The organism is Acidovorax sp. KKS102 (assembly GCF_000302535.1).
Lineage (GTDB): Bacteria > Pseudomonadota > Gammaproteobacteria > Burkholderiales > Burkholderiaceae_C > Acidovorax.
Window position 1 is genome coordinate 3,912,981 of the sequence record NC_018708.1, and the last position, 17,081, is coordinate 3,930,061.

The following is a 17,081-nucleotide window of genomic DNA, read 5'->3' on the forward strand; positions in this document are numbered from 1 at the left end:
GAGGTGTTTTGATGACTCTCTCACTGCAAGACATTCCCCTCGCCATGCTCCTGGGCATTGGCGCCACCGCCGTCATGGATGCCTGGCTGTTGCTGCTCAAAAGGCTGGGGGTGCCCACGCTCAACTTCGCTTTCATCGGCCGCTGGGTAGGCCACCTGGTGCGCGGGCAAGTCGCCCACGCCGCCATCGCCAAGGCGGCTCCGGTGCGCGGCGAGCTGGCCTGGGGCTGGCTCACGCACTACGCCGTGGGCGTGGCTTTTGCCGGGGTACTGCTGTCTCTGCAGGGCGACGCCTGGGTCCACAGCCCCACCCTGCTGCCCGCGCTGGCCGTGGGCATGGGCACCGTGGCGGCGCCGCTCTTAGTGATGCAGCCCGCCATGGGCTCGGGCTTTGCGGCATCGCGAACGCCCACCCCGCTCAAGAACTGCCTGCGCAGTTTGGCCAACCACACCGTGTTTGGCCTGGGCCTGTATCTCTCCGCGCTGGTCATCGCATTGATTTCACGCTGACCTGTCCCGCGCCTTGCCCCCGAAATCACTCTCAAGGAAACCACACCATGCAACACATTGCCATCGTTTATCACAGCGCCCACGACCACACCGCGCACATTGCCCACCACGTGCTGGACGGCGCACGCGCCGTGCCGGGCATCCTCGCTGAACTGGTCCGGGCCGAAGACCTGGCGCAGGCACCTGACCGCCTGCTGCGCTACGACGGCGTCATCCTTGGCTCGCCCACCTACCTGGGCGGAGTCTCCGGGCCGTTCAAGACCTTCATGGATTCCACAGGTCGCCTGTGGAAGACGCATCAGCTCAAGAACAAGCTGGCGGCGGGCTTTACCGTGTCGTCACTGCCAGCGGGCGACAAGCAGTCCACGCTGATGTCGATGTGGGTGTTTGCCATGCAGCACGGCATGGTGTGGGTGGGCAACCCCATCCTGCCCGAGCAGCATGCCGGGGTGCCGTACGACGAGGCGGCCAACCGGCTCGGCTCCTGGTCGGGCCTGATGGCGCAGGCGGGCCATGGGGCGGCGGCCGATGCGTTTGTGCCCGGTGACACCAAAACCGCCCGCATGTTCGGCCAGCATTTCGCAGAGACACTGCAGCGCCTGGGCGGTGTGGGCGGTGCAGCCGCACGCCAGACTGGCGAAGAGGTGGCGGCATGATCCCCGCCCGCTATGGCCCGGTGCTGTTCAGCCTGATCTTGTCGGGCGTGATGTCGCTGCTGGTGTCGGGCATCTCCACCTTTCGCGCGCTGCAGCCGCAGCAGGACTTTGTGAGCCTCTGGGCGGGCGCATGGCTGACCGGGTGGCTGTTCGCCTTCCCGGCGGTGATGCTGGCAGCGCCACTGGCCCGCAAGGCGGTGGCGTTGCTCACGGCGAGGGGCTGAGCGTGCGGACGGGCTGCGCCGCGCTACTCACGCCCGCTCGTACCACCGCTTGCTGCGGTTGACGATGTGCACTACCAGCAGCATCACCGGCACCTCGATCAACACGCCCACCACGGTGGCCAGCGCGGCGCCCGAGTGAAAGCCGAACAGGCTGATGGCGGCGGCCACCGCCAGCTCGAAAAAGTTGGAGGCGCCGATCAGTGCCGATGGACAGGCCACGCTGTGCTTTTCCCCCACTGCGCGGTTGAGCCAGTAGGCCAGCCCCGCGTTGAAAAACACCTGGGTCAGGATGGGTACGGCCAGCAGCGCAATCACCAGCGGCTGCTGCAGGATGGCCTGGCCCTGGAACGCAAACAGCAGCACCAGCGTGGCCAGCAATGCGGCAATGGACCAAGGCCCCATGCGCGCCATGACGGCATCGAACACCGCCTGCCCCTGGGCCAGCAGCGACCGGCGCAGCCACTGGGCCAGCAAGACCGGGATCACGATGTAGAGCACCACCGAAGTCAGCAAGGTGTTCCACGGCACGGTGATGGCCGAGATGCCCAGCAAGAACGCCACCAGCGGCGCAAACGCGACCAACATGATGCTGTCGTTCAGTGCCACCTGCGACAGCGTGAACAGCGGGTCGCCGCCAGTGAGGCGGCTCCACACGAACACCATGGCCGTGCAGGGAGCAGCCGCCAGCAGGATGAGGCCCGCGATGTAGCTGTCCAGCTGGTCGGCAGGCAGGTAGGGCGCAAACCAGTGGCGGATGAACAGCCAGCCCAGCAGCGCCATCGAAAACGGCTTGACCAGCCAGTTCACCACTAGCGTCACGCCAATGCCCCGGGCATGCTTGCGCACTTCGCCCAGCGCAGAAAAGTCCACCTTCACCAGCATGGGGATCACCATCACCCAGATCAGCAGGCCCACGGGCAAGTTGACCTTGGCGATCTCCATGCGGCCGACGGCCTGGAACACCGATGGCAAGAACTGCCCGAGCGCAATGCCCACCACGATGCACAGCAACACCCACACCGTGAGGTAGCGCTCAAACACGCTCATGGGGGCCGGCACGGGCGCGCCGGCCGGTTCGCAACGCCCCGTCATGGTGTGGCGGCGGCACGCGACAGCTCGCGCGCGGTGTGCTGCAGCAGGGTCTTTTCGAGCTTGTCGGCAGGCAGGTTGATGAGCAGCTCCAGCCGCTGGTGGATGGCGTGCAAGGTTTTGCGGAAAGCCTCGCGCTTTTCATCGTCCGAGCCCTCCCCTGCGGACGGGTCGGCGTAGCCCCAGTGCGCAGTGGCCGGGTGGCCCGGCCAGATGGGGCAGACCTCGCCCGCCGCGTTGTCGCAGACGGTGATGATGAGGTCCATCACGGGTGCGCCCGGGGCGGCAAACTCGTCCCAGCTTTTGCTGCGCAGGCCTTCGGTCGAGATGCCGGCGGCACGCAGCACCTCCAGGCCCAGCGGGTTGGGTTGCTGGTTGTCGCGCGGGCTGCTGCCCGCCGAATACGCGTGGAACCTGCCCGGTGCCATGTCGTTGAGCAAGGCCTCGGCCAGGATGCTGCGGGCCGAGTTGTGGGTGCAGAGGAAGAGAACGTTCAAGGCGGTCATGCGGCGGTCTCAGCAGCAGCTGGTTTTGGAGTTTGTGGCCGTGGCCGGGCCGCAGCACGCCGCCCGAGGCGCCGCTGGCGCAGGGGCTGCCGCCGCAGGCGTGCAGCAGGCTCCCGCTGCGGAAGACGGCGCGGCTTCGTTGAAGACCGGGATGTCCCCCAGCGTATGGAAGTGCTCCCACGCAATGCCCTGCGGGTCGGTCACCCAGTGCTTTTCGCTGCGGGCGTAGCAGCAGGTGGTGTTGCCCTCGTCGAGCAACGCCATGTCGGCGGCCTCGGCACGGGCCTTCAGTTCGGCCAGCTCCGCAGCGTCGTCGGTCTGCAGGCCAAAGTGGTCCAGGCCTGGCGTGGTGCCCCGCGTGGAGATGGCGAAGTTGACGCGCGGGTCCTCCAGCATCCACTTGGCGTAGTCAGCCTCCACCCGCGTGGGTGCCGCAGCAAACAGCTTGGAATAGAACGCGATGCTCTGGGCCAGGTCATCGACATGCACATGGGCGTGGAAGCGTTTCATGGGGTTCTCCTCGGGGGGGTGGACAGAGACGGTCAGCAACGGTTAGCAATGGCAGGACGCGGCCGCGTCGGCAGGCGCGCAGCCCTGACCTTCGCAGCAGTTTTCGGTGAGGTAGGCCAGCAGTGCGTTCATGGTGTCGAACGCGGCGCGGTAGATCAGGTTGCGGCCCTGTCGCTCCTGGCTGATGAGCCCGGCATGCGACAGCTCCTTGAGGTGAAAGGACAGGGTGTTGGGCGCCACCTCCAACTGGGCGGCCAGATCACCGGGGGTCAGCCCCGCAGGGCCCGCCACCACCAGCGCACGAAAGACCCGCAGGCGCACCTCCTGGGCCAAGGCTGCGAGGGCTCGGACAACATCGGTTTCTTGCATTAATCGATAATACAACGATTGTTGAATTATTGGAAATGGCATCCAAAAAATCACTGGAAACCCACGCCCTTCCCGGATGGCAGCCAATCGCCCGGGAGCACGCACCCGCCACAGGCTGTTACGCGTTGGCCCCGCCCCACGGTCGTATGATGACCCGCATACAAAAAAGGGCGGGAGCACGTGGACGATTTGGTTTCAATCTGGCAGGGCGCCATGCAGGTGTTTGTGGTGGGGTTTCCGCCACTGCTGCAGAGCCTGCTGTTCTGGGTCTTTGCGGCACTGGTCGTGCACGTGTGCCAGCAGTTGGTGGAGCACACCGCGTATTCCGTGGACCCGTCCAGCCGCCGCATTAGTGCATCGCACGCAGCCCTGTGCATTGGCTCCATCGTGTGGGCGCTGGATGTGGTCGGCCTGTTCCTGTACAACGAGCTGTCGCACCACGTGCTGGAGCTGGTCCCCGCGCTCAGCGGCCTGGTCATCATGGTGGTGAGTGCGCGGCTCACCATCCCCACCCTCAGCACCGGCGCCAGCAAACGCCGCATTGCACTGGCCAGCCTGTGGCTGGCGGTGGGCACGCTGGCCGGGCACTTCACCATCACCAGCAGCCATGTGCAGAGTTTCGGGCAGATCAACCTGCTGGCCACTGTGCTGTCGCTGGGCATTGCCACCGGCATTTCGTGCTACTGCGCCATCCGCCATCGCGCCGCCAAGCTCAGTGTGCTCACCCCCCGCTACCGCGCCCAGAACTGGTTAGACAAGCTGCTGTGCGGCGGCGCGATCCTGGTGCTGCACTGGCTGTTGGTCAATACCTTTCCCCTGCACCAGGGCGACCGCGATGCGGCGTCCGATGGAGCTGCCTTGCTCGTTGTGATGCTGGTGTTTGCGATGGCGGTGGCCATGGAGCATCTGAGCAACCTGCGCTCGGACGCGGGGCGCCAGCAGTTGCTGCGGCGCGGGCTGTCAATGATGCGCACCTCGGCGCTGGCCCACAACGCCCACAGCGACATTCAGCAGTCGCTGATTGCCGACCACCTGGACCAGCTGCTGCACCCCGACAACCTGGCCCTGCATTTCCAGCCCATCATCCACACCCAGCGCAGCGGGGTGCAGCTGGAGGCACTGCTGCGGCTGACCGACACCACCCTGGGCCGCATCAACCCCGAAACCTTCTTGCTGGTGTGCGAGCTGCAGGGCAAGACGGCGGAGGTGGACCGCATGATTGTGCGCAATGCGCTCGACCATCTGTGCAACTGGCGGGCGCAGGGGCTGGATGCAGTGGCCATCAGCGTCAATGTGGCACCAGTCACGCTGATGCACGAGAGCTTTGCGCCCTGGCTGGGCCTGCAGCTGGCCCAGCGCGGCCTGCCCCCGCGCACCCTGAAGCTCGAAATGACCGAGCATGCCGTCATTGCGCTGGGCCCCCAGATGGTGGCGGCCATCAGCGCGCTGAGCGCCCTGGGCGTGGCCGTGCTGATGGACGACTTTGGCGCCGGTTATTCGTCGCTGGGCATGCTGGCGGAGCTCCCCATTGCGGGCATCAAGTGCGACCGCCTGTTCGTGCGCCAATTGCCGCAAGACCGCCGCCGTCAGAAACTGCTGCGGCACATCTGCGCCCTGGCGCGGGACCTGGGCCTGTCGGTAGTGGTCGAGGGGGTAGAGACGCCGGAGGAGCTGCGGGCCCTGGCCGCTGCCGGGCTGCACCACATCCAGGGCTACCTGTTCAGCCGCCCCATTGCAGCGCCTGACGTACCCACCTGGCACCGCACGCAACTGCAGTCGCAGCGCACCGCCCTGCAGGCCTTGCTGCACACGCCGGGCAGTGGCAGAGGCAGCGATACCTCCTTTGTGCCCACGCAGCCCAGCATGTATTGGGCCTCGGGCGCATGACCCCCATGGCTGCAATGAAAACCCTGATCCTGGGCGGCTACGGCAACTTTGGGGCGCGCATCTGCCGCGCGCTGGTGAGCGATGAGGCCACACGCCACCACATGGCCCTGCTGGTGGCGGGCCGGGACGCATTGCAAGCGAAGGCCCTGGCGGACGCGCTGGGCCACGGCGCCCAGGGCGTGGCGCTGGACCACCAGGCGCCCGGCCTGGCCACCACCTTGCGCGAGTGGGGTGTGGGTCTGGTCATCCATACGGCAGGCCCTTTTCAGGCGCAGGCCTACAACGTGGCCCAGGCGACGGCCGAGGCGGGCGCGCACTACATCGACCTGGCCGACGGTCGCCGGTTTGTGTGCGATTTTCCTGCCGCCATGCAGGCAGCATTCGCTGCCGCCGGGCGCACGGCCGTTGCTGGCGCCAGCACGGTGCCAGCGCTGTCTTCGGCTGTTATCGACCACCTGTGCGCGGGCTGGCAGCGCATTGACAGCATCGACATCTGCATTGCCCCTGCGCAACGGGCGCCCCGGGGCCAGGCCACGCTGGCGGCGGTGCTGAGCTACTGCGGCCTGCCTATTGATGTGTGGGATGGTGGCCGGTGGCAGCCGCACAGCGGCTGGGCGCGGCCCAGCCCCGTCCAGTTCCAGCGGCTGCGCCCTCGCCTGGGGGCGGTCTGCGACATCCCGGACCTGGAGATCTTTCCCGCCCACTACCGGGCGCGCGACCGCGTCACCTTCCGCGCGGCCCTGGAGGTTGGCCTGGCGCAGAGAGCCTTTGCCACCCTGGCAACGCTGCGCCGCTGGGGCGTACTGCCCCACCCCGAGAAGCTGGCCTGGCTGATGCACCACGCGGGCGGCGCGCTGGACTTTCTGGGCACGCCGCTGGGCGGCATGGTGGTGCGTGTGGCGGGTGCCGACGCACAAGGCCAGCCCCGGCGCCGCGCATGGCACATTGCGGCCGATAACGACCACGGCCCCGAGATCCCCTGCATGGCCGCCATCCTGCTGGCCCGCCAGCTCGCAGCCGGGCAGCCGCTACCCACCGGGGCACACACCAGCACCAGCCTTCTGCCCCTGGAGGCCTTTGCCCCCGAGTTTGCGAAGTGGGGCATGGTGACCGATGTGGTGGAGGAATGAGCCGATGGCCCACCGGAAATTGACCTTCCCCATGCCAGCGCGGGCCGACGTTGTGTTCGATGCCTTTCACTACCACGAGTGGCGGTGCCAGTGGGATTCGCTGGTGCGCCGCACCAGCGTGGAAAGCGGTGCGCCCTGCCCCAGTGTGGGCGCCACCACCGAGAACCTGGGCGCCGGTGCATTGCGGGCGCTGTCCATGCGCACGCAGTTCGTCAGCTATGACCGCCCTGTGGTTGCGGCTGCGGCCATGGTGGGCCAATCGTTTCCCTTCACCCAGTGGGCCGCCTCCATGCGCCACCAGGCGCAGGGCCCCCACCAGTCCCTGCTGATCTACACCTACACCTTTCAAGTCGGCCCGGCAGCCTTGCGGACGGTGATGGAGCCTGTGGTGGACTGGGTCTTTGTCCGCAAGACGCGCCAGCGGTTCCAGCGCCTGGCGCAGTTCCTGGCGGTCCGTGCTGCCGACATTGCAGACTGGCAACAGACGCAGGGTGTCGCGAAAGCCGCAGCACAGAAGGTCACCCCATGAACCGCGCGTCGGCTCAGCTGCTGCGCGCCAGCCTCGTGGTCGTCTGGCTGGCCACCGCCGTGGTCAGCGTGTGGGAGCTGCACGGCCAAAGCCGCGAGTTGCTGGCAGGGCTGCCCACAGCCTGGGCCGGGGGCCACGCCCTGTGGCTGCCCACTGCCATCATCCTGGCCGGGGCGGCGGCCGATGCGGTGCTGGGGCTGTGGCTGGCGCTCCGCCCGGGCCGCAAAGCGTATGGCGCTGCTTTGCTGATGATGCTGGCCATGACACTGCTGGCCACGGCCATACAACCAGCCTGGTGGCTGCACCCCTTCGGACCGCTGACCAAAAACCTGCCGATTGCCGCCATCCTGTGGGTGCTGCTGCAAGACGAGGCCACTTCTCTGCAAAAGCCATGAGCCTGTACCTCACGCTCAAATGGCTGCACATCATCTCCAGCGTGCTGCTGGTGGGCACCGGGCTGGGCTCGGCGTTCTACATGTTCTTTACCAACCGCAGCGGCAATGTGCAGGCACAGGCGGTGGTCACGCGCCTGGTGGTGCGGGCGGACTGGTGGTTCACCACGCCCACGGTGTTCATCCAGCCCGCCACGGGGCTGGCCATGGCAGCCATGGCGGGCCTGCCCTGGAGCACGCCGTGGCTCGCCGTCTCCATTGCGCTGTACCTGGTGGCGGGTGCCTGCTGGCTGCCCGTGGTGTGGCTGCAGCTGCGCATGCGGGATATGGCGAGAGAGACTGCAGAGGCAGCGCAGGCCGCGAACGGTGATGGCGTGCTGCCGCCCCTGTACTGGCGCTACGCCCGCTGGTGGGAGGCATTGGGCTACCCGGCCTTTGTGGCCATGGCCGTGGTGTTCTACCTGATGGTGAACAAACCCACCCTGACCTTCTGAACCTATGATCGCTCCATGCTGATCGAGACGCTGGACACCGCCCGCGACCTGGGGCGCCTGAAAGAAATCCTGGGCGTGATGGTGCGCCACGGGTTTGGCGACACCGTGCGCCGCCTGGGCCTGACCGACCGCCTGGAGCGCGCGGGCCAGGCGCTGAACTGGACACACGCTGCCGACCTGGCCCGCGTGGAGCCGCCGGTGCAGGTGCGCCTGGCACTCGAAGAGCTGGGCCCCGCGTTTGTCAAATTTGGCCAGATCCTCGCGGGGCGGGCCGACCTGTTTGGCCCGGAATGGATTGCCGAGTTCGAGAAGCTGCACAGCAATGTGCCCGCTTTGCCCATCGACGCCTTGCGCCCGCAGCTGCGCGAAGACCTGGGTGCCGAGCCCGAAGCCGTGTTTGCCTGGTTCGACACCACGCCGCTGGCCGCCGCATCGATTGCGCAAGTGCACCGCGCCCGTCTGCAGGACGGCAGCGAGGTCATCGTCAAGATCCGCCGTCCCGGCATTGCAGACACCATCCAGGCCGACCTGCGCCTGCTGCAGCGCCTGGCCGCGCTGGCCGAGGCCGAGCTGCCCGCGCTCAAACCGTACCGGCCCCAGCAGCTGGTGCGCGAGTTCGCCCGTTCGCTGCGCCGCGAACTGGACCTGGCGGGCGAATGCCGCCAGGCCGAGCGCATTGCCACCAACATGGCCGTGCTGCCCCACATCGTTATCCCACGCGTGCACTGGGCCTACACCCGCGAACGCATCAACGTGCAGGACTTCATCGACGGCACGCCCGGCGGCGCCCTGGCCGCGCTGACACCCGAGGCCGGCTTTGACCGCACGGTGCTGGCGCAGCGCGGCGCGCAGGCGGTGCTGCAGATGATCGTCAGGGACGGTGTGTTCCACGCAGACCCGCACCCGGGCAATGTGTTTTACCTGCCCGGCAACCGCATTGCCTTCATTGACTTCGGCATGGTGGGCCGCCTGTCGCAGCGCCGGCGCGACGAGCTGCTGCAGCTGCTGCTCGGCCTGGTCGAGCACCAGCCGCAAGCCGTGGCCGACGTGCTGCTGGACTGGACGGGCGACGCGCAGGGCCTGAACCTGGGCCAGCTAGAGACCGAGATCGAGGCCTTTGTGGACCAGTACCACGGCGTGCCCCTGGCGCAGCTGAGCCTGGGGCAGATGCTGGCCGATGTGACGGCCATCCTGCGTGAACACCACCTGGGGCTGCCGTCCGACCTCGCACTGCTGATCAAGGCCTTCATTTCGCTTGAAGGCATGGGCCGCAACCTCGACCCAGACTTTCACATGGCGACCGAAGCCCTGCCCTTGCTCAAGCAGGTGGTGCGCGCGCGCTACGAGCCCAAGGTGCTGGCCGGACGCGCCTGGAGCACCTTGCGGCGCGCATTGGCCACGGTGGAGCAGTTGCCGGACGACATCGGGCGGCTGCTGCGCAACGCGCGGCGTGGGCACCTGCAGGTGGGCATCGAGCTGGCGCACCTCAAGCGTGTGGGCGACCAGATCGACCGGTCAGCCAACCGTCTGGCAATGGCGCTGGTGATTGCGGCGCTGATCATCGGCTCGTCCATCGTGATGACCGTGAAGGGCGGACCTACGCTGTTCGGCCTGCCCGCGTTTGGCTTCCTGGGGTTCTTCGGCGCGGTGGTGTGTGGCCTGTGGCTGGTGCGCGCCATCTGGCGCAGCAGCCATCACCGTGACGACGACTGAGCGCTGCAGGCAACAGGTCTAAACGACACACGCCGCGCCACCCCACCAGGCAGGCAGACGCGGCGTGTGCACACACTCACAGCCAGTCGGCAGCCCGCGTTCAGGGCTGCCCAAACCCCAGGCGTTGCAACACCGCCTGAGCAGGCGGTTGGCTCAGCGCACTGGCAAACGCCTGCGCTGCAGCAAGCGCATCGGCACGCACGGTCAGGCCGTAGACCGCGCCCACTTGCAGCGCGGTCGGCAACTGCACCACGCGCAGGCGCGGCACCTCGGCCTGGGCGGCCACGGCGTTGGTGCAGTAGGTCAGAAACACGTCGGCCTGGCGCTGGTCCATCACCCAGGCATAGGTGCCCCGGCCCGCAGGTGGCTTGGGCGAATCCGCACCGCCCGTGAGCTTCAGGGCCTTGGCGTCCAGCTGGGCGTAGGCACCGGGCTGAACCTTGTCGGCCTGGCGGAACAGCGCCCAGGCGTAGTCGCCCGACGGGTCGGCCTTGGGCGTGGAGGTGCCCACGCGCACATCGCTGCGCAGCAAAGTGGCCAGCAGGGTGTCGGGGGTGGCGCTGATCTGCTCGCTGGTCAGCGCACACAGCGCATTGCGCGTGAACACCACGGGCGCCTGCCAGCCACCCTGGGCGGCCAGGCGCTGCGGGTGGTCGGCATCGGCTGAGGCAAAGACCTGTGCAGGCTCGCCCTTTTCGATGCGCTCGCGCAGCAGGCCCGAGGCGCCGAAGGTCAGCGCCACCTTCTGGCCCGTGCGGGCCTCGTGGTCGCGCGCGATCTCGGTAAACGCCTCGCGCAAGCTGCCAGCGGCATACACCTGCACGGGGGCCGCATCAGCCATGGGCACCTTGGCAGGGCCCGCCGAACAACCGGCCAGGGCCCAGGTCAGACCAGCGGCTGCAGCGGCGAGTGACGCCTGTGAACGTGTTGCCATGGAGACCGCTCACTGCGCCGCGTTAGGGAAGAACAGCTGCTCGCCACCGATCTTGTAGCCCGCAATGGCTTGCTGGCCGGCGGGCGACACCACCCAGTCCACAAACTTCTGCGCGTCCTGCACCTTCACATGCGGGTGCTTGGCGGGGTTCACGACCATCACGCCGTACTGGTTGAAGAGCTTGGTGTCGCCCTCGACCAGAATGGCCAAGTCCGCACGGTTCTTGAAATTGAGCCAGGTGCCACGGTCGGCCAGCACGTAGGCGCCGCTCGATGCCGCAATGTTCAGCGCGGGCCCCATGCCGCAGCCACATTCCTTGTAGCCGCTGCCCTTGGCGGCCTCGGCACCGGCCAGCTTCCAGTAGCGCAGCTCGGCCGCGTGGGTGCCGCTCTTGTCGCCGCGCGAGATGAAGTTGCCGTTGGTGGCGGCCAGCCTCTGCAGCGCCTGCACGATGTCCTTGCCTTTGGTGCCCGCCGGGTCGTTCTTGGGGCCGATGAGGATGAAGTCGTTGTACATCACGGGGTAGCGTTTCACGCCCCAGCCATCGGCCACAAACTTTTCTTCGGCCACCTGGTCATGCACAAACAGCACGTCGGCGTCACCCCGGCGCGCCATGTCGAGCGCCTGCCCGGTGCCCAGCGCCACCACCTTGATGTCAAGGCCACTGGCCTTCTTGAACTCGGGCAGCAGGTAGCCAAACAGGCCCGACTGCTCGGTGGAGGTGGTGGACGCCATGGTGATGCTCTGCGCGAATGCAGAACCAGACGCTACAAAAACGATAGCCGCTACCGCTTTGGACACTAGCGCTACCGCGCGAAAAGACCTAAAACTCGTCATACCAGCTCTCCTTTGACAAACAAACGGGCGGCCTCCGGCAAGGGGCCGTTGAAAAAATCGTGCACCGGCAAGTCCGCCACCAGGCGGCCGTGCTCCATGTAGATCACGCGGCTGGCCAAGCGCTTGACCTGCCCCAGGTTGTGGCTGCTGAACACCATAGTCACGGGGTGCGCCGGACCGGCAGCGCCATGGCTGGCCGCAAAGTCGGCCATCAGGGCCTCGACCTCGCGCTTGGCATGGGGGTCGAGGCTGGCGGTGGGCTCGTCCAGCAGCAAAACGTCGGGCCGCAGGGCCCACGCGCGGGCCAGCGCCACCCGCTGCTGCTGGCCGCCCGACAGGGTGCGTGCGTTCTGCGCCGCGATGCCCTGCAGGCCCACCCGCTGCAAGGCCGTCAGGGCCAGCGGGCGCGCATCGCGCCAGCGGGTGCCACGCAGCCACAGGGCCAGCGCCACGTTGTTCTGGGCGCTGGTGCGCAGCATGTGCGGGCGCTGGAACAGCATGGCCTGGCGCAGCGATGCATCGCACTGCAGGCCGCCCCCATGTGTATCGGCCAGGCCATGCAGCACACGCAGCAGGGTGCTCTTGCCACTGCCGTTGGCGCCCACCAGCGCCACGCGCTCGCCGGGCGCGATGCGCAGCGTGACATGGTCCAGCGCCTGCACACGGCCGTAGCGCACGGTCACCTGGCGCAGATCCACCCAGGGGTTTGGCACAGGTCCACTCATGCGGCTACTCCCACCGGCGTACTGGAGGCCGAGCCATCGACCCGCTCGCGCCATCGCCGCAGCAACGCAATCAGCACATTCAGCGCCAGCACCACGGCCAGCAGGATCATGCCCAGCGCCAGCGCCAGCGGCAGGTCTCCCTTGCTGGTCTCCAGCGCGATGGCGGTGGTCATCACCCGCGTGAAGCCGTCGATGTTGCCCCCCACGATCATCACCGCGCCCACCTCGGAGATGGCGCGGCCAAACGATGCGAGCAGCACGGTGAGCAGCGCATAGCGCTCGTCCCAGGCCAGCAGCAGGCTGCGCAGCAGCGGGCCCGCCCCCATGGAACGCAGTTGCTCGCCATGCGCGCGCTCGGCATCTTCCACCGTCTGGCGTGTGAGCGCGGTGACCACCGGCAGCACCAAGATGGCCTGCGCCAGCACCATGGCCTTGAAGCTGAACAGCCAGCCCAGCGAGCCCAGCGGCCCGCTGCGCGACAGCACCAGGTACACCACCAGCCCCACCACCACCGACGGCACGGCCAGCAAGGTGTTGAGCACGGCCAGCACGGCGCCACGACCGGCGAAGCGAGCGACGCCCAACCACGCGCCCAGCACCAGGCCCACCCCGCAGGCCATCAGGCAGGCGGTGGCGCTGACGGACAAGGAGCGGCCCACGATGGTCCAGAGGACGGGGTCGGACGAGAGGGTGAGTTCAAGCGCTGTGGTCGCGCTTTCGGTGAGGGTGGACATGGGCCAGGGATCGGTTTGGGCTATCGTAGGCACCCATCCAATATCCAGCGATATGAACTCCCGTGCATAGGGTCCAACTTCATTACACACTCAGCCGGGACGCGGGCACTGCGCTCATCCGCAACCCGCTGCCCGAGCTGCTGCAGGCAGTGGCCGAGCGCGGCTCCATCTCAGGCGCCGCGCGCGCGCTGGACCTGTCCTACCGCCATGTCTGGGGCGCCCTCAAGCGCTGGGAAGACCAGCTGGGCGGCGAATTGATCATCTGGGGCAAGGGCCAGTCGGCGCAGCTCAGCGAGTTCGGCAGCAAGCTGCTGTGGGCCGAACGCCAGGCCCAGGCGCGCCTGGCGCCGCAGATTGCCGCGCTGCACGCCGACCTGGAGCGTGCATTTGCCGTGGCCTTCGACCCCAATGCCCACGTGCTCACCCTGTATGCCAGCCACGACGACGCACTGGCAGCGCTGCGCGCCCATGCCGCCACACAGACCGATGTGGGCGCACTGCACCTCGACATCCGGTTCACTGGCAGCGTGGACGCCATCCGTGCGCTGAACGAGGGGCGCTGCACCCTGGCGGGCTTTCACACCGTGGCCGATGCGGCTGCGCAGTCGCTCACGGCGCGCACCTACCAGCCGCTGCTTCAGCCCGGGCTGCACAAGATCATTGGCTTTGCGCAGCGCACCCAGGGGCTCATGGTGGCGCCCGGCAACCCGCTGGGCCTGCACAGCCTGGCCGATGTGGCCCGCACCGGCGCCCGCTTCATCAACCGGCCGCTGGGCTCGGGCACGCGGGTGCTGCTGGACGACTTGCTGGCGCAGGCGGGCATGGACCCGGAGAGCATCGTGGGCTACGCCCTCAACGAACCCTCCCACACCGCCATTGCCCAGGCCGTGGCCGCAGGGGCGGCCGATGCGGGCATGGGCATCGAGCTGGCGGCCCGCGCGCGGGGGCTGGACTTTGTCCCCCTGGTGCACGAGCGCTACCACCTGGCGTGCCTGAAAGACAGCCTGGACCAGCCTGCCACGCTGGCGCTGCGCAACCTGCTGCAAACCCCCGAGTGGCTGGCGCACATGGCCACGCTGCCGGGCTACAGCGCCTGGCACTGCGGCGAGGTGCTGCCCATGAGCACCGTGCTGCCGTGGTGGCAATTCGCGCGGAAAAAGCGCGCCTCAGCGCCTAGGAAGAAACCCTAATTGCTGCAGTTTTGATAGCTAAAGAATAAGCAGCCGCTGCGGGATAACACCGTCACGCTGCTGTCAGACTCCGCCTACAGTGCTCCGTAGAATCGCGCCGTCGTCACAGCATGCCCAGCCCCAGCGCCCACCCGCGCGGGGGCTGGGCATCTCGCACACACAGCCTTTTTATTGGAGACACCATGCAGGCTCTATTGAAGTTATCAAGAGGGATCGACTGGCTTAACACCCAGGTCGGCAAGTACGTGGTCTGGCTGATCCTGGCCTCCACGGTCATCAGCGGCGTGAACGCCGTGGTGCGCAAGGCGTTCAACATCAGCTCCAACGCCTTCCTGGAAGTGCAGTGGTACCTGTTTGCTGCGTCGTTCCTGCTGGCAGCAGGCTACACGCTGCTGCAGGGCGAGCATGTGAAGGTGGACGTGATCTCGAGCCGCTTTTCCAAGCGCACGCAGATCTGGATCGACGTGTTCGGCTACATCGTCTTCCTCACGCCCATGTGCCTGGCCGTGCTCTGGTACGGGGTTCCGTTCTTCACGCGCGCTCTCGCGTCGGGCGAAATGTCCAACAACGCGGGCGGCCTGATCCGCTGGCCTGTGTACCTGATGATGCCCCTGGGCTTCACGCTGCTGTGGCTGCAAGGCATCTCTGAACTCATCAAGCGCCTGGGCTTCCTGCAAGGCCTGATCGAAGACCCGACGGTCAAGAAGGTCGAAAAGACGGCCGAGGAAGAACTGGCTGAATCCATCCGCAACCTGGCCGAAGCGGCCAAGGGCAATGGCAAGAACAAGGCCGAGGCCCACTGAGCGGAGCACACACCATGGAATTTATTGCCCACAACCTCGCCCCGATCATGTTCGCGGGGCTCATCTGCTTCTTGCTGGTCGGCTTCCCCGTCGCGTTCAGCCTGGGCGCCTGCGGACTGTTCTTCGCCTTCATCGGCATCGAACTCAACGTGCTGCCCGAAGCCCTGCTGCAAGCCGTGCCGCTGCGCATCTTCGGCATCATGCAGAACGACACCCTGCTGGCCATTCCGTTCTTCACGCTCATGGGGCTCATATTGGAGCGAAGCGGGATGGCGGAAGACCTGCTGGACACCATTGGTCAGCTGTTTGGCCCCATCCGCGGTGGCCTGGCTCTGGCCGTGATCTTCGTGGGCGCGCTGCTGGCAGCCACCACGGGCGTGGTGGCCGCATCGGTGATCTCGATGGGCCTGATCTCGCTGCCCATCATGCTGCGCTATGGCTATGACCGCCGGCTGGCTGCGGGCGTGATTGCTGCGTCCGGCACGCTCGCACAGATCATTCCGCCGTCGCTGGTGCTGATCATCATTGCCGACCAGATGGGTCGCAGCGTGGGCGACATGTACAAGGGCGCCTTCCTGCCCGGCCTGATGCTCACCGGCTTCTATGCGCTGTACGTCATCCTGCTGGCGATCTTCAAGCCCCAATGGGTGCCTGCCATCCCTCCCGAAGCCCGTACGCTGCGTGACGAAAACGGCAAGAGTGGCGTGACCTCCCTGCTGGTGCTGACCGGCATCTGCGTGGCCGCCTCGATGTATGTGGCCAAGAACATGGCCGCCCTGCACACCTGGTGGTCGGGCGAGACGGTGGAACGCGTGGCGCTGGACGAAACCATCGTCGTGGCCATGTGCTTTGGCGTGGCCCTGGCCTTCGTGGTCGCCAGCGTCAACAAGATCACCCGCCTGGGCCTGCTGTCCAAGGCGGCGGAACGCGTGACGTTCGTGCTGATCCCCCCGCTGCTGCTGATCTTCCTGGTGCTGGGCACCATCTTCCTGGGCGTTGCAACCCCCACCGAAGGCGGCGCCATGGGCGCACTGGGCGCGGGCATCATGGCCATCATCCGTGGTCGCCTGAGCTTCTCGCTGCTCAAGCAGGCAGTCACCACCACCACCAAGCTGTCGTGTTTTGTGGTGTTCATCCTGGTGGGCGCGACCATGTTCGGCCTGACCTTCCAGGGCGTGGACGGCCCGCTGTGGGTGGAACACCTGCTGACCGGCCTGCCTGGTGGACAGCTGGGCTTCCTGATCGTCGTGAACATCATGGTGTTCTTCCTGGCGTTCTTCCTGGACTTCTTTGAGCTGTCCTTCATCGTGGTGCCGCTGCTGGCCCCGGTGGCCAACAAGCTGGGCATCGACCTGATCTGGTTCGGGGTGCTGCTGGCCGTGAACATGCAGACCTCGTTCATGCACCCACCGTTCGGCTTCGCGCTGTTCTACCTGCGCAGCGTGGCCCCGGCGAAGGAGTACCTCGACAAGGTCACCAAGAAGATGATTGCGCCGGTGACCACGCCGCAGATCTACTGGGGTGCCATCCCATTCCTGATCATCCAGTTGATGATGGTGGGCCTGATCATCGCCTTCCCTGGGATCGTCTCCAGCGGGCTGGACAAAGCCGAGGTCTACGACCTGGACAAGGTGCGCATGGAAATGGAAGCCACCATGCCCGATGCGGCCGGAGCCCCCGAGGCCACCGACCCCACCGCAGGCATGGAAGGTGCCAGCGCGGCCCCTGGCGACGCTGCAGCCCCTGCAGCAGACGACCCGCTCAAGGCCCTGCAAGACTCGATGGCCAACGAGAAGAAGTGATCGGATGAACCCTCAGGGCTGTTGACCAGCCCTTGAAACCAAAGAAGC

The 17,081-nt window shown here is 66.9% G+C and carries 20 protein-coding genes; 12 read left to right on the forward strand and 8 right to left on the reverse strand.

The genetic code is table 11. The annotated features are described in order from the left end of the window. Positions 1–44: 44 nt before the first annotated feature. The 3 genes from C380_RS17885 to C380_RS17895 are packed head-to-tail and all read left to right on the forward strand — an operon-like array spanning position 45 to position 1,389. Positions 45–509, forward strand: a complete 465-nt coding sequence (locus C380_RS17885; protein ID WP_015015243.1) for a DUF2938 domain-containing protein — start codon at positions 45–47, stop codon at positions 507–509. A gap of 47 nt (positions 510–556) precedes the next feature. Continuing rightward, positions 557–1,165, forward strand: coding sequence for a flavodoxin family protein (locus tag C380_RS17890; protein ID WP_015015244.1), 609 nt, complete (start codon positions 557–559; stop codon positions 1,163–1,165). Next, complete coding sequence (locus tag C380_RS17895) at positions 1,162–1,389, forward strand: DUF2798 domain-containing protein (RefSeq protein ID WP_015015245.1); 228 nt, start codon at positions 1,162–1,164, stop codon at positions 1,387–1,389. The genes C380_RS17890 and C380_RS17895 overlap by 4 nt, the downstream gene beginning before the upstream one ends. 27 nt (positions 1,390–1,416) lie before the next feature. Here the strand turns inward: C380_RS17895 and arsB are convergent, their stop codons facing one another. Genes arsB through C380_RS17915 form a run of 4 tightly spaced genes read right to left on the reverse strand, consistent with a single transcriptional unit; the run spans position 1,417 to position 3,863 of the window. Then, positions 1,417–2,481 (reverse strand): ACR3 family arsenite efflux transporter, encoded by a 1,065-nt coding sequence (arsB, locus tag C380_RS17900; protein ID WP_015015246.1) that lies wholly within the window; start codon positions 2,479–2,481, stop codon positions 1,417–1,419. Next, the gene (locus C380_RS17905; protein ID WP_015015247.1) at positions 2,478–2,984 is read right to left on the reverse strand and encodes an arsenate reductase ArsC; all 507 of its coding nucleotides are present in this window, start codon (positions 2,982–2,984) and stop codon (positions 2,478–2,480) included. The genes arsB and C380_RS17905 overlap by 4 nt, the downstream gene beginning before the upstream one ends. A gap of 9 nt (positions 2,985–2,993) precedes the next feature. Next, positions 2,994–3,494 carry an ArsI/CadI family heavy metal resistance metalloenzyme gene (locus C380_RS17910; RefSeq protein WP_015015248.1) on the reverse strand — a complete coding sequence of 167 codons (501 nt, stop codon included), beginning with the start codon at positions 3,492–3,494 and terminating at the stop codon, positions 2,994–2,996. Between the two features lie 42 nt (positions 3,495–3,536). Then, a complete protein-coding gene (locus C380_RS17915) occupies positions 3,537–3,863 on the reverse strand; it encodes a helix-turn-helix transcriptional regulator (protein WP_015015249.1) in 327 nt (108 codons plus the stop codon). Positions 3,864–4,043: 180 nt separating this feature from the next. Here C380_RS17915 and C380_RS17920 point away from each other — a divergent pair, with 180 nt between their 5' ends. Genes C380_RS17920 through C380_RS17945 form a run of 6 tightly spaced genes read left to right on the forward strand, consistent with a single transcriptional unit; the run spans position 4,044 to position 10,008 of the window. Then, positions 4,044–5,750 carry an EAL domain-containing protein gene (locus C380_RS17920; RefSeq protein ID WP_015015250.1) on the forward strand — a complete coding sequence of 569 codons (1,707 nt, stop codon included), beginning with the start codon at positions 4,044–4,046 and terminating at the stop codon, positions 5,748–5,750. A gap of 14 nt (positions 5,751–5,764) precedes the next feature. Continuing rightward, positions 5,765–6,880, forward strand: coding sequence for a saccharopine dehydrogenase family protein (locus tag C380_RS17925; RefSeq protein ID WP_015015251.1), 1,116 nt, complete (start codon positions 5,765–5,767; stop codon positions 6,878–6,880). 4 nt (positions 6,881–6,884) lie between these two features. Next, positions 6,885–7,409, forward strand: a complete 525-nt coding sequence (locus tag C380_RS17930) for an SRPBCC family protein (RefSeq protein ID WP_015015252.1) — start codon at positions 6,885–6,887, stop codon at positions 7,407–7,409. Further along, complete coding sequence (locus C380_RS17935) at positions 7,406–7,804, forward strand: DoxX-like family protein (RefSeq protein ID WP_015015253.1); 399 nt, start codon at positions 7,406–7,408, stop codon at positions 7,802–7,804. The genes C380_RS17930 and C380_RS17935 overlap by 4 nt, the downstream gene beginning before the upstream one ends. Then, on the forward strand, positions 7,801–8,295 hold the full coding sequence (locus C380_RS17940) for a DUF2269 domain-containing protein (protein ID WP_015015254.1): 495 nt from the start codon (positions 7,801–7,803) through the stop codon (positions 8,293–8,295). Before C380_RS17935 ends, C380_RS17940 begins: the two co-directional genes overlap by 4 nt. 15 nt (positions 8,296–8,310) lie before the next feature. Next, on the forward strand, positions 8,311–10,008 hold the full coding sequence (locus C380_RS17945; RefSeq protein ID WP_015015255.1) for an AarF/ABC1/UbiB kinase family protein: 1,698 nt from the start codon (positions 8,311–8,313) through the stop codon (positions 10,006–10,008). Positions 10,009–10,108: 100 nt separating this feature from the next. Here the strand turns inward: C380_RS17945 and C380_RS17950 are convergent, their stop codons facing one another. Genes C380_RS17950 through C380_RS17965 form a run of 4 tightly spaced genes read right to left on the reverse strand, consistent with a single transcriptional unit; the run spans position 10,109 to position 13,238 of the window. Beyond that, entirely contained in the window at positions 10,109–10,942 is an 834-nt protein-coding gene (locus C380_RS17950; RefSeq protein ID WP_015015256.1) for a molybdate ABC transporter substrate-binding protein, read from the reverse strand. A 9-nt stretch (positions 10,943–10,951) separates the two neighbouring features. Next, the gene (locus C380_RS17955; protein WP_043565603.1) at positions 10,952–11,779 is read right to left on the reverse strand and encodes an extracellular solute-binding protein; all 828 of its coding nucleotides are present in this window, start codon (positions 11,777–11,779) and stop codon (positions 10,952–10,954) included. Then, positions 11,776–12,504 (reverse strand): phosphate ABC transporter ATP-binding protein, encoded by a 729-nt coding sequence (locus C380_RS17960; RefSeq protein ID WP_043565605.1) that lies wholly within the window; start codon positions 12,502–12,504, stop codon positions 11,776–11,778. Before C380_RS17960 ends, C380_RS17955 begins: the two co-directional genes overlap by 4 nt. Next, the gene (locus C380_RS17965) at positions 12,501–13,238 is read right to left on the reverse strand and encodes an ABC transporter permease (protein ID WP_015015259.1); all 738 of its coding nucleotides are present in this window, start codon (positions 13,236–13,238) and stop codon (positions 12,501–12,503) included. Before C380_RS17965 ends, C380_RS17960 begins: the two co-directional genes overlap by 4 nt. A 62-nt stretch (positions 13,239–13,300) precedes the next feature. Between C380_RS17965 and C380_RS17970 the strand changes: the two genes are divergently transcribed. The 3 genes from C380_RS17970 to C380_RS17980 all read left to right on the forward strand — a co-directional run bounded on the left by C380_RS17970 (position 13,301) and on the right by C380_RS17980 (position 17,033). Further along, positions 13,301–14,428 (forward strand): substrate-binding domain-containing protein, encoded by a 1,128-nt coding sequence (locus tag C380_RS17970; RefSeq protein WP_015015260.1) that lies wholly within the window; start codon positions 13,301–13,303, stop codon positions 14,426–14,428. A 182-nt stretch (positions 14,429–14,610) separates the two neighbouring features. Next, positions 14,611–15,231, forward strand: coding sequence for a TRAP transporter small permease subunit (locus C380_RS17975; protein WP_043565607.1), 621 nt, complete (start codon positions 14,611–14,613; stop codon positions 15,229–15,231). Between the two features lie 14 nt (positions 15,232–15,245). After that, the gene (locus tag C380_RS17980; protein WP_015015262.1) at positions 15,246–17,033 is read left to right on the forward strand and encodes a TRAP transporter large permease subunit; all 1,788 of its coding nucleotides are present in this window, start codon (positions 15,246–15,248) and stop codon (positions 17,031–17,033) included. Positions 17,034–17,081 lie beyond the last annotated feature (48 nt).